The sequence below is a fragment of the Wolbachia endosymbiont of Diaphorina citri genome, assembly GCF_013096535.2.
Taxonomy (GTDB): Bacteria; Pseudomonadota; Alphaproteobacteria; order Rickettsiales; family Anaplasmataceae; genus Wolbachia.
Window position 1 is genome coordinate 158,939 of sequence record NZ_CP051265.2, and the last position, 12,853, is coordinate 171,791.

Below are 12,853 nucleotides of genomic sequence, written 5' to 3' on the forward strand. Positions count from 1 at the left end.
TTGTGTTTTTTATTGTTTAATATAGCTTTAGGCCGCTTTACGGATAATGATTCCTCGTCCTTCAAGTTGCTTTATTGCTGTAGCTTTCTGTTCTTCAGTAATATTTGCTGGCCACACAACTGCATGATCAGCTAGCATGGCACCACGAGCAATAATTACTCCTTTACTATTTTCCTTTGCGTTTACATCGCTTGCTATCACTCCTATCGCCGTTTGTGTACCATCTGTGGCAGTTGGATTTAAAGCTTTAATAAAACCATCTTTAGTATCATAACCAACTACTGTTCCCAGCTTTAGATTTTGTCCCTTGGCTACTGTTATCTGATCTCTTGAATATAAGTTGGACACTTCATATTTCAGAAGATCTCCTAAATTATTTCCTTCAGTTATACTTATCATGTCTTTTTCTCTCCTTTTTTTATTTTTTTACCGCCATATTTGTGGTTGTTATACACGGCGGTTATACACATACTTTAAATGTTTGATTGCCCACGACTTTTCGCTACCTGCATCATCAACTCTTCTCCTGAATTCTGTGGTATTGCACTCAGTATCTCTGTCTTTTTCGTTCGCTCTGCAAGTAATTCCATTAAAACCTCCCTTGCTTGCTCAACACTTACACTTTGCTCAATAAATTCTCCTATCTTTTCTGGCATCTTCGATAAATTACATAAACGTATTAATTCAAGAACTTCAGTACGATACTTGGTTAAATTATCAGTTTCTAGGTCATTTGTAGTTTGTTCATTCATAGTAATACTCCTATTTTTATTAATAGATGAAAGAATTGTCATTCCGTCTGCAAGGCCTATTTCTACTGCTTTCTCCCCAAAATATAGCCCTGCCTCTGTTGATCGAATCTTTTCAATTGAAAGACCTCTGTTCCTTGCTATTAGCTGCAAAAACATTTCATATAGTCGGTCTACTTCTTTTTGTAAGCTTCCCAGACTTTCAGACGTCATTGGCTCATGTGGATTTAAATCATTCTTTCGACTACCAGCAAAGATTGTGGTATACTTAATACCTTGCTTTTCATCAAACCTACTTTGATCTATGTGACTTGCTATTACTCCAACACTTCCTACTCCTGAAGTTCTACTCACAAATACCTTCTCAGTGCTAGAAGCTATAGCGTACGCTGCAGAATATGCATCATCATTTGCTATCGCTATTATCCTCTTTTTTCCTCTTGCACTATAGATAAAATCAGCTAAGTCAAATACTCCATTTACCTCTCCTCCTGGGCTATCTATGTCCAGTAAAATAGTCTCTATACTACTATCTGCTAATGCTTGTGCAATTTGTTCTTCTATTTGCTCATATGATGTCATCCCAAGCATTTCATCAAACGCACCTGGTTTTTTCGTCAAGATTCCATGAATTGGTATAATTGCAGTTCTTTCTACGTTACTTTTGATAGAGTGATTTTTGAAAATTGGCTGTTTTCCTTTGTATAGCGATAGTAGCTCAAAACTCCTTGGTTCAAGCATTAATGGCTTTCCTAAGAGCATCATAATCCTTTACAATCAGAGTCAAACATTAAGTTGAGACTATTTGCACGACTCTGATCTTCTGCTATTTCTTGATCTATTTCTTCTACATCGTAACCCATTTCTGATACTACTTCCGATCGACTTTTGAAGCCATTCCTTACTGCCATTTGCTGTGCTTGTTGATCTTTTAAAGGATCCACCCAATCAAATCCCTGTGGTATCCATTTTACTTCTTCTTTCGCTGCTTTTACTACTTTTTCATCTATACGGAGTTCTCCACAAAGTACTGCTAATTCTAGCCATCTATTCCAAATAGGTCTACAAAACTGGAACACTATCACGTTATGCTGTAACATTGCACACCTTCTGCGAAACTCTATCAGCCCTGCTCGAATGGATGAATAATTAACACCGGTTAAATCTCCTGTTAGCTGCTCATATGTTATCCCTGTACCAATCGCTATTGCTCTGAGTTGCTGTCTCATAAACGCTTCATAACTTCCTCCAACATCTGATGGCTCTGAAAATTTTATATCTTCTCCTGGGTCTAAAAGCTGCATTGTTCCAGGTTCCAGTCCAGATAGTGCTACTCCTTGCTCATTACTTTCACTTTCTCCCATGATATTTGCTTCTGGATCAAGTCTTGTAATAAACCCTGCAAACATCGCTGCTGTCTTTTTTCTCACTAATTCTGCATCATCGTATTGATCAAGCTCATAAAGTTTCAGCAGTATATTAGAAAGCCAAGGCTCCCCTCTGATTTGCCCAGGTCTTAAAGGTTTATAGATATGTAAAACATCATTTGCCGGTACTCTAACTGATTCTCCAAACGAACCTTCACCTGGGTGCTCTCTAAATAGGTAATAAGCTTCTCTTTGACCAAGTCGGTTAAATTCAATACCACTACGAATAATATTGCCGTTCGCAAGAGTCTGATTGCTTTTGTTATCTAAATGCTCTGATTCCAATACTTGAAGTTGCAATGGTACAGAAAATCCATCTTCGAGTTTACGATTTCGGAGGCGTACAAAACACTCTCCACCTTCTATCATGCTCCTACATACCAGAGCTTGTAATCCATAAAAATCACTTACTCCGCTACTGTCTGCTTCATCTGTCCATTTTAGCCATAATTCTTGTACTTTCTTTCGAAATTCTCCATCTCTTGCTTTTGATTGCGGTTTTATTCCTGTTCCAATAGAGTTACTTACTATCGTATCAATTATATTTGCAGCGTAAGGATTTTTTCTCACCATATCACGTGATCTACTACGTAAAGTTTCAAGGTTTTGAGACAGCAAATTGTTTATACTTCCTAACTCTGGTTGAAAGTGAAAAAATCTTCTTCCTGAGCCTGCTGCATCCCACGCTGAGCTTTTTATCTTTGGTTTGTTAAATAATTGCTTGAAGGTTTTTAGCAGCATTTATAAAATTCCTTTACTCGTTGAAAAAACAATTTTCCTCTTTGGCCTCATGCCTGCAACTTTTAACTCAGCCTTAATTCGTTGTCTTAAATTCAATAAATCCTTTATTTGAACTTCCCCGTACCGCACAACATGGTCACCATATGCAATTGAGACAACTCTTTCTCCGCTTTGCAGTTTTTGAATTGCTTTTTCAACTTGAGTTAAATATTCTTCACTGTACATTTTGATTACCAAGCCACTTACTCTGTCTTACTTTTTTAGGCTTTTTGCTTTCCATTTTTCCACTCAAACTATTCCATTTACTCTCTGGCCATCTATCAATACCAAGCGCAATAGATGCTGCTCTTGCGTAAATTCGGCAATCTAGTACTTCATTTCTCTCTCTTACCTTTTGCCACTCTTGTTTGGTATATCCTTTCACTACTTTACTGACTAATTGCTCTGCCGTTAGCTGCTTAAAATATTCAGGTGCATACTCCGGAAAATGACAATATCCTGCTGGAGCTTCTTCACCTTCTTTTAAAACATTAAGTAATTGAAAAAGCTCTGACTTTAATATCGATACTCCAACTGGCCATAGCTTTATTCCTCTCTTTAGCTTTTGACCACCAACTGTTATATCTACTCTACTTGGGCTGCTAAGTGGTACTAGTGCTTTATTTACACCTTTCACTGCCATTACTCTTCCAGATCCTTGATGACTCCTTACCCAATTATACACTTCTTGCGTTGCATATCCAGCATCAACCGCCATCATGCTTATCATGTATTCAAGCCCATTTTCACCGATAAAATGATGATTTAAGAGCTCAGAGAGTTTTCCCCATACTTCTCCTCCTCCTGTATCTCCTTCAAATACTCGATAGTCTATTGACCAACTTTCACGGCTTTTTCCCCATGCTACAACTTCTACTTCTAACCGGTCTTTTTGGACATCAACACCTGCTGTGAGAACTACTTCGCCTTTTGGTACTGTGCCTATGGGAAAAAATTCTCTCCTGTTAAATAATTGCTTCCAGTCTGGTACTTCTCCTTTATCTACCCAAGTTTCTCCTAAAGTGGTATTTATCCATACTTTTAGTAATTGTTCACTTTCCTTTGCATGCAGAAAATCTTCTACTGCTTGTTGCCAACTATACCAACCAACTGGGCTATAAAGACTTGAAAGATGAAATCCTTTTTTCTCCCCTTCTTTTGCCTCTGTAGCTCTCCATTCTCCACGCTCAAGCATCTCTGTCTTTTGATGATTTTCTATTTTGCCGCTACATTCAGTGCAGACATAATGTGCTGTTCTTGAGTCGTTGTTTTCCCATTTTATTTGTGACCATTTTAGAACTTGATAGTAATTACAATACGGACAGGGAACAAAAAAATATCTCTTATCTGTTGCTTCAAATTCTTTCTCAATTCTCATGAATCGTTGGTGTTGATACTAAAAAAATCTTTCGCCTTGCAAAGGTATTAGTTCGTGCAATACTGAGCAGTACTGGATCTCCTTCACCTCCTGAATCTCCTGGATAGGCATCAATCTCATCAAGAAAGAGGTATTTTACTGGCATAGATCGGAGTCCTACACTGCTATTTGCTCCAGTTATTACTACTATTCCACCTGGAAATTCCTTACTTTGCACAGTATTCCCTGAATCTCTTGATCTTGGGTCTTTTACTTTACTTTTTAAACATGGCGTACTCTCTATTAACGGTGCAAATCTTCCCTTCGACCAACGCTTTCCCATTTCAACTGTTGGCTGTACTACCAGCATTGGACCTGGTGTCTGATCTATGATATAGCCAATCCAGTTATTACCAGCTTCTGTTCCTCCAATTTGTGCTCCTTTCATGAATACTATTTTCTCCGCTGGTGAAGATGGAGATAGTGAATCCATGATTTCTTTTAAATAAGGAGTTCTTTCCGTTCTCCATTTTCCTGGCTCTGATGCTGCAGTTGGCGCTAAAACTCGATACTCATTCGCCCACTCTGATACTTTAAGCTGCGGATCTGGTCTTAAACCTTCAGAAAAAGATGTAGCATAGATCATACCTTAACCCTACTTATTGCTGGTTCTATCTCAACATCATTAACAGTAGAACTACATTCCTCCAGTTCCATAAACATCTTTTTCTGAAATTCGTTTTCTATATATCTTTTGCTCATCTCACTTATCATTATTGCTATAATAAGTGCAAGTATTCCTGTTATTGTTGCAAAAATGATTGCACTACTTATTGTTGTTGCTGTTAACCCTATATATACCGCTATTGCTACTGCACTTACTGAGGTAAAAATACAGATCACATTATTGTATTTTCTTACTTTTGCATCTCTATGCTCTATACACCTATAATAAATTGGTACAGATCTGCCTATCTCATCTGGTAATTTGATACTCTTTTCTTTAAATAAAGTTTTTAACAATTCTAAATTATTTGACTTGATTGCTGAGTGCAGAACAGGTGTATAGTTTGCTCCTTTTTCCAGTAGTAATTTTACTACATGTAAATGTCCTTTTTCTGCAGCAAGGTAAATTGGAGAGTGACCTTTGTTATTTAAGATATCAATATCAATTTCTTCCTTTAAGATTGCATCTACAACTCCTTTTTGTGCGGCTAAATGCAATAGACTATTCTTTTCAGAACCGTACTTATTGTTCATCAAAGCCTTCTTGATCTCAGGTCTATTTTCAGCGTAATCAAATGGTGTCTTGCCGCTATCATCTTTTACCAGAGGGTCTATATCTTCTCGCGTTAGTAAAACTTCTATTGTTTTCAGTCTTTCAGCATAATGTAGTGGTGTTTTATTTTCGTAGTCCTGCAAATTGACTTGAGCATTAGGCTCCTTTATTAAGCATTTGAGAATATCGAGACATAAATCTCTTTCATCGTAATTAGTGTTACTTACAGCTATATGCACTGGTGATAATTTCATCGAATTTTGTCCTACACGTGCGCTATTTACATCTGCTCCTAGCTCCAGTAATAACTTTACTATCTCCAATTTTTTGTTGTTAACTGCATAGTGCATCGGTGTCTGATTTCGTACATCAAAGACATCTATTTCAGCGTTTCCTTCTCTTATCAAAATCTTTACAACTTCTGCATGTCCTATTCCTGCTGCTAGATGTAATGGAGTATGATGCAGAGCATTTCGTACATTAACGTCAACACCTTTTCCTATCAAATATCTAACTGCATTAACTTCACCTATCATTGCAGCTAAATGAAGTAAGTTATCTTGCTCTGATCCGTATTTGTTATTAATTAGCGCTTGTAATATTTCTGCTTTTTTCCCTTCTTTGGCATAATCAAGAGATGTTTTACCTTCATTATCTTCCACAAAAGGATTAATGTTCTTCTTCGTGAGTAACAAATCTACCATGCTTAATTCATCAAACTCTATAGCGCAATGCAGTGGAGTTTTTCCGTTTAACCCTCTGACATTAACATCTAATCCAGGTTGATTGATGAGGCACTTTATTAACTCCAAACTTAAGTTATCAGCCATTTTATATTCAAAATCTTTTTTATATTTGAAATTTAGTATTAGATAATTCTTGTAATGAGTTTGTAATCTCTTCGGTTAGCGCCATATGAATCTTTTCAGTGTCACTCAGTGATGCAAGCAGTGCTGAAACTCTATTTGGAATATTAAGCAGATTATTACGGACAACTCTTGCTACATTAAATGCTTCGCTCTTTACTTCCTCTACTGCTACAAGTTCACCAATCTCAGCTTTTGCCTTTGCCTCAAGTAGTTTACCTCGTTCCATTTCATTTTTTATTCGCGTTTTTAGCAACATTGTGGAAAGGTTACTTGTATTTTCGTTTTCTGGATTTTTCCTCCTCAGTGGCTGACTTGGATCTCTTATTGCCGCTACTGCTTCATTTGCTTGTTCTCTATTGATCAAACCATCCTCCAACTCAACTATTCCTTTTTTTACTAAATAACAGACATACTGCTTTGATACTCCTATCTCTCTTGCCCATTCTGTTTGTGTGATTTTCACTTTTTTTCTCCTCTCTCTCTTTATTTACCTTTTTTCTACGAATTTTCTTCTTGAATCTTTGAAAAAGTTTTACCAGTACCAGAAAGAATTGCCTCCCTACCTGTGTACACTTGCCAACGTTTTATGGTTACATCTACAAATTTTGAATCTAGCTCTATTGTCCTACAAATTCTTCCTGTTCTCTCACATGCAATCAGTGTGCTGCCAGAACCGCTAAATGGATCAAGTACTATGTCTCCTGGTCTACTGCTATTAACTATTGCTCTCTCCATTAGCTCTACTGGCTTCATCGTTGGATGTAGTGTATTGTGTGTTGGCTTATCATAAAACCACAGATCACTTTGATTTCTTCCTCCATGCCACTCACGTTTATTGCCGCTTTTCCATCCATAGAGCATTGCTTCGTATTGTCTTTGATAATCAGACCTGCCTAGCGTAAAGTGATTCTTTGCCCAAATGATAAATGTCGACCATTTTCCTCCTGCTTCCTCAAATACTTTTTGTAACGTTGAAAACTCTGATGATGATATGCAGATGTAAATTGCTCCCTTCGTATATGCTAAAATATTGGAACAGATGTCGTAAAGAAAAAGCTCATACTTTTCACCTTGATTATCATTTAATATTTTTTTATCTTCTCTTTCTTGACTGCTACCATAATCAACGTTATATGGAGGATCACAAACAGTAATGTCTGCCATTTTATCATCTAACAGCGCTTTATATGATTCAACTACAGAGCTATCACCACAATAGATTCTATGATCACCTAAAATCCAAAGATCACCTGGTTTTGTTACTTTTTTGTTATCAACAGCTAAATCAGAAAGATCTTCTTTTTCACCATCAAAATCATCGAGAAACCTTTGAACTTTTTCCAATTCAAATCCTGTCATTTTAAGGTCAAATTGCAAATCTTCTAACTCTTGAATTTCCACCTTCAAAAGATCATCATCCCACTTTGCCCAGTTAGCTGATTGATTGGCAAGCAGTCGAAAAGCTTTGGTTTGTGGTCCATTTAAATTATCACTTAAGACTACGGGAATACTTTCCATACCAAGTTTTCTTGCTGCTTTAAGTCTTAAATGACCATCAACCACAGTACCATCACTTTTTGCAACTATTGGAATACGAAAGCCGAATTCCCTGATTGAAGCACACATTCTGTTGACCACATCGTCATTTTTACGAGGATTACGCTCATATTCAACTAGATTTCGAATAGGATAGTAGTGGATTGCTAAATTCATATCTTAATAATTAAAAAGTTAATATTCAAAATATATCTGACGCTAGAGAAGGCCTGGGGTCAAACCTACCAAACCCGCCATTATGGACGAAAGGACCCACTTTTTATGGGTTTTTTGTCTTATTAATATCCTTACTAATATAGAACATTAATGCCAAAGCATCGGCCTCATTATCATCTCTAGGTGAAAAACTTTTTTCACGTATCGCTTCAATAACTTCACTCTTACTTGCATTGCCTTTGCCTGTTATAAAGCGTTTTATAGTTTTAACATTAACACCTTTGTACGGCACATGATGTTCTTCACACCAAGCAGAGAGAACGGCAAGAAAACCACCGTAGCAATGCGCTGCATCAGTTCCTAGATGTCTTCTCACTTCCTCAAAATACACTGCAGTGAACTCATGTCTTTCAAAGAATTGAGCCAATTACGAAAATTCAAGAAGCACATGCCACCTCCGCTAAAACGGCTACCATGAAAGCTTTTGCTTCCACTTTCAATTACTCCATCTGTTAGAATTGCCCAGCCGGTTTGTTTGCCGAGGTCCAGTGTTAGGATTGACATTTGCTATTATTAAAATTACAAGTAGCACTGACTCCTAAATATCGTTTGGTTCCTCGAACGTACTATTAAAAAGCGGTTTATAGTTTTTTTGTTGGCCAACAACGGAAATTCGAGAATCATGTGCTACTCCTAAGAAGTATATGGATTAAGGTTGTCTACGTTATAGTAGCTCTTTCAACCACCTCTTAACAGATATATACTAGAAATGAGGTTGGAAATTTGATTTGCACTAAAATTTTTTCGTTTTAGTTAAGTTATTTCTTCTCAATTACGCAACTTACCAAACATATTATACTTCGTTTTTCTTGCTATCAGCTAATTTAAAGGCTTTTTGGGAACACTCAATAAAAAAAGATGAGAGATACAAGGAACTTATGAAAGCTATTGCAAAGTGAGTTTTCTTCTTTATACAAATTTTTTCTTTACAATGAATGAAAACGATGTTAAACTTATTCATAAGTTTACTTATATCAATCCAATCATTAGGAGTACTTTTTATTTGCTTTTTAAAGGGTGTTAAAGGAAGTGTATGAATAGAAATCATAATGAAATTTTGTTCTATGAAACAGATGACGGAAAGGTATGTATTGAAGTTAGATTTGAAAATGAAAATCTATGGCTTACTCAGAAACATATGGCTGAGTTATTTGGCTGTTCAACTGATAATATTTCATTGCACCTGAAGAACATTTATCTATGTAAAGAACTAGATAAAAACTCAACTACCGAGGAATCCTCGATAGTTCAAAAAGAGGGAGAAAGAGAAGTAAAACGTGATGTGGTTTTCTACAATTTAGAGGCTGTGATATCAGTTGGTTATCGTGTCAATTCAGAACGTGGTGCTGCTTTTCGTACATGGGCAACTGATAAGCTAAAGAAGTATATTTTCAAAGGTTTCGTGATTGATAGCAATAGATTTAAAAATGGCTCTAGATTTGACACTCGGTTTTTTGATGAGTTGCTTGAAGAAATTAGAGAAATTCGTGCAAGTGAGCGTATGGCTTATCAGAAAATCACAGACATTTATGCAACTTCAGTAGACTATGCAAGCTGTTCAACTGAAACAAAAAATTTCTTTGCTATAGTGCAGAATAAATTGCATTTTGCTATTACTGGAAATACAGCAGCAGAAATTATTGCTAACAGAGTGGATAGAAGTAAACCTAATATGGGATTAACAAATTGGCGTAAGGGGCCTAAGGGAAAAATCTTTCTTTCTGACACGCAAGTAGCAAAAAACTATTTAGATAAAAATGAAATTGCTCAGCTAAACAGAATAGTAAATATGTATATAGATTACGCAGAGTTTCAAGCTGCCAGGGGTAAAGTAATGTATATGAAGGATTGGAAAGAGAAACTCGATGCATTTTTAAGATTTAATGAGCAAGATATATTACAGAATTATGGCAAAACCTCTCATGAAGTAGCAATTGCCCTAGCTACAAAAGAATATGAGGTGTTTAGAAAAACACAGGATAAGTCATACAAGTCAGACTTTGATAAATTGGTAGAAGAAAAGAAAAGTCTTGATCAAAAAAGTGTAAAAGCTTAGGGCTGAATCTTGTAAAGGTAAAGAAATCATAAAAAAATCTATTTGTTATTTAGGTTTCAGAAATTTTCTTTGCAACTACAGTTTTTTAATAAATAAAAGTTTGGGGTAAAAGGCACTATTTTTTAAAGCCAGAGTATAAACGTTAAAAGGTACAGCTCTAGTTTTGCCCATCAACATGGAGACATAAAACCCAAAATTTAAATCTTCGTCTCCTCTTTGCGTTAACAGTTTTTTTGAAAAAATTTCTTTCTTCTACGGTGATTCAAGAATAGCTTTTATTTGAGCTTTAAGGTCTGTTATAAGCCTGACTATACAGATATCCTAAAATTACACCTAGCTTAAAAATGTGTTTTTACCTTCTCTAAAAAAATTTAAAGCATTAGAGTTAAATTTCTAGTTTAACCACGAAGACTTAAAGTTATACACTTCAATTGCACATAGAGCTGTAGCCTACTTTGTTGATTAAGTTATTTGCACCTGTTTTTCTGACTTCCTTTAATTTTAAGAAATTATATTTATTTTAGTTGCAAAGGTTAGGTACAAGTAGTATGTTTTAAAGTCATACTACTATATTATTATTATATAATAATAGGAGTTATTCTGAAAACTGAGAGTTGAACAAAACCCTCTATATTCCTGAAGTTTTTCCCTATTGTTCAGTCTGCAGCTATAAAATTCAACAATCCCTCTAAGCTGTTGAAAATCTCGCATTTCTTTCATCCTTACTAAATTCAGTCTGCATAGACTAAGCAAATTCTGAAGACAAACTGAGCAAATCCGAAGACTGAAATAACTCATATTTTCTATTTTAATTTTATTAATTGCAGATGCTATGATGAACCCAAGTATTCGGATTTTCAACTGGTAAAATGCTACCATTCTCCAGTGATTTATAGTCGGTTGGTAAGACCTTTTCATAAATTGTCACTTCTTTATTCAGTTGATGATCAAATACCTTACTTTTCTTTTCCATGCCTGCAACACAAAGCACCCCATATCTAGTTCTTGCTCCATTTTTACCTTCTCTATTAAATTTTATATAGCCCTTTGTAGCTAAAGTATCAATACGTTCACGGATCGAATGTTGACTACCAAGACCTGCTTTATTCTCAAATGCCTGACAGAACGAATTTATTGTATATAGACGTCCCTTCCGTGCTTCATCATAAATTAATTGTAGAATAGTATCATACCTACGCGAACGTTCTGCATCTAACCTTTGACCATAATCTTTATTCACAAGTCTTTGCGATTCATAATCAACCACGTACCAGTTATTGTTAATTTTATCAACGTATTTTGATGCAATAGCATGACCATTGCGTAACTCAAAGATTAGCTGACGTTTACTTTGTTGTTCATCTGGTCTGTGCATAATTATTCCTGTAGTATAAAATCCCCTTAAACTGCTTGCACCGCTAAAACTTTGAAATGGGTCTTCTTCCAATGATTTCTTTTGCATCTTCTTTGTGTGGTGTACTAAAATAACTCCTGCATCTTGATTAGCCAGCTTTCTCAATTTACCAACCCTTTCTTGTAGAAAGAATAACATAGCATTGTTGTCATTTTCACTACTATTCTCGCCGGCATCAAAAATATTGCGTAGTGGATCTATTGCTATTATATCAACTGCATTCGAGCCAAATGAACTTTCTATTTTATCTACAATAATCTCTATACTATCATCATTTAGAAGTAACTCCACTTGTGGTGTAATAACTAAGTTATATCCAGCAATTTCAAGAAGTTCTTCATTGATTTTTAGTTGCTGTAGACGTTCACGCATATAGTGGTAGCCAATTTCAGTTTGAAGATAGAAAATCCTCAAAGGCCTTTTAGGTATCATATCAAGAAATTGAACTCCTGCTGCCATGTAAATTAGCCATGAAATGAGAAAGTCACTTTTTCCTACTTTAGGTGCTCCAGCAAACACTAAAAGTCCACTTGGAGTTAAAATTCGAGGAGCAACTATATCTTCTGGCATCGGTGATTTATCGTTAAAGTATTGCCTTGCAGAAAATGAAATCAAACTTTTTGTACTTAGAGTATTAGTAGTAAGCGCAGTTGAAGCTAAAAATTCTTTAACATTTATTCCTTCTAATACACCATCTGCAGCATCCCAACCTTTCGGCCTATCTTGTGGTATCTTAAGCTTAACAAGTGATGCAACTCCGATCTCTAAAAGCTTTTTTTCAGCATTTTTTGCGTATTTATTACCTGCTTCATCATTATCTGGCCATATAATAATATGTTTGCCCTTTAGGGGCGACCAGTCTGTTTTATCAACATCTGCGTTTGCTCCAGACATTGTTGTTGTAGCTACAATTCCTTGTTCTATCAGCGCTTCTGCACATTTTTCTCCTTCAACCAGAATAACTTTATCAGACTTTAAGATTTCTGGAATGTTGTAGAGTGGCCTTATCTCTGGTGCTGCAAACTTAGATTGTTTGACATCAAAAGGCTTGTATACTTTTTTCTTTCCTGGAGGATCAGAACGGTAAACTTTTACAATTACCTGGCCATCAACTATGTTTTTTAAAATTTTTTGAGTTTAGTCTCATTT

General features: G+C 35.8%; 8 protein-coding genes and 3 pseudogenes. 1 reads left to right on the forward strand and 10 read right to left on the reverse strand.

Annotation, left to right across the window (positions count from 1 at the left end; translation table 11 throughout):
• Window positions 1-27 precede the first annotated feature (27 nt).
• The 9 genes and pseudogenes from HGO49_RS00760 to HGO49_RS00800 form a co-directional block, all read right to left on the reverse strand.
• Window positions 28-399: a head decoration protein gene (locus HGO49_RS00760; RefSeq protein ID WP_038536951.1), complete on the reverse strand. Its 372-nt coding sequence runs from the start codon at window positions 397-399 to the stop codon at window positions 28-30.
• Between the two features lie 74 nt (window positions 400-473).
• Complete coding sequence (locus HGO49_RS00765; protein ID WP_172758538.1) at window positions 474-1,511, reverse strand: S49 family peptidase; 1,038 nt, start codon at window positions 1,509-1,511, stop codon at window positions 474-476.
• Entirely contained in the window at window positions 1,511-2,917 is a 1,407-nt protein-coding gene (locus HGO49_RS00770; RefSeq protein ID WP_172758450.1) for a phage portal protein, read from the reverse strand. Before HGO49_RS00770 ends, HGO49_RS00765 begins: the two co-directional genes overlap by 1 nt.
• Window positions 2,918-3,142, reverse strand: coding sequence for a gpW family head-tail joining protein (locus HGO49_RS00775; RefSeq protein ID WP_077188541.1), 225 nt, complete (start codon window positions 3,140-3,142; stop codon window positions 2,918-2,920).
• Window positions 3,132-4,959: pseudogene (locus tag HGO49_RS00780) on the reverse strand (phage terminase large subunit family protein). The gene HGO49_RS00775 and the pseudogene HGO49_RS00780 overlap by 11 nt, the downstream one beginning before the upstream one ends.
• Window positions 4,956-6,422 (reverse strand): ankyrin repeat domain-containing protein, encoded by a 1,467-nt coding sequence (locus HGO49_RS00785; RefSeq protein WP_017532592.1) that lies wholly within the window; start codon window positions 6,420-6,422, stop codon window positions 4,956-4,958. The pseudogene HGO49_RS00780 and the gene HGO49_RS00785 overlap by 4 nt, the downstream one beginning before the upstream one ends.
• 19 nt (window positions 6,423-6,441) lie before the next feature.
• Window positions 6,442-6,924, reverse strand: coding sequence for a hypothetical protein (locus HGO49_RS00790; RefSeq protein WP_017532591.1), 483 nt, complete (start codon window positions 6,922-6,924; stop codon window positions 6,442-6,444).
• Window positions 6,925-6,959: 35 nt separating this feature from the next.
• On the reverse strand, window positions 6,960-8,174 hold the full coding sequence (locus HGO49_RS00795) for a DNA modification methylase (RefSeq protein WP_010405490.1): 1,215 nt from the start codon (window positions 8,172-8,174) through the stop codon (window positions 6,960-6,962).
• Window positions 8,175-8,277: 103 nt separating this feature from the next.
• A pseudogene (locus HGO49_RS00800) lies at window positions 8,278-8,738 on the reverse strand (crossover junction endodeoxyribonuclease RuvC).
• A gap of 529 nt (window positions 8,739-9,267) precedes the next feature.
• Between HGO49_RS00800 and HGO49_RS00805 the strand changes: the two are divergent.
• Window positions 9,268-10,290 (forward strand): virulence RhuM family protein, encoded by a 1,023-nt coding sequence (locus HGO49_RS00805; RefSeq protein ID WP_172758449.1) that lies wholly within the window; start codon window positions 9,268-9,270, stop codon window positions 10,288-10,290.
• 817 nt (window positions 10,291-11,107) lie between these two features.
• Here HGO49_RS00805 and HGO49_RS00810 read toward each other — a convergent pair.
• Window positions 11,108-12,814 (reverse strand): annotated as a pseudogene (locus HGO49_RS00810) (AAA family ATPase); the annotation flags it as partial.
• Between the last annotated feature and the right edge of the window lie 39 nt (window positions 12,815-12,853).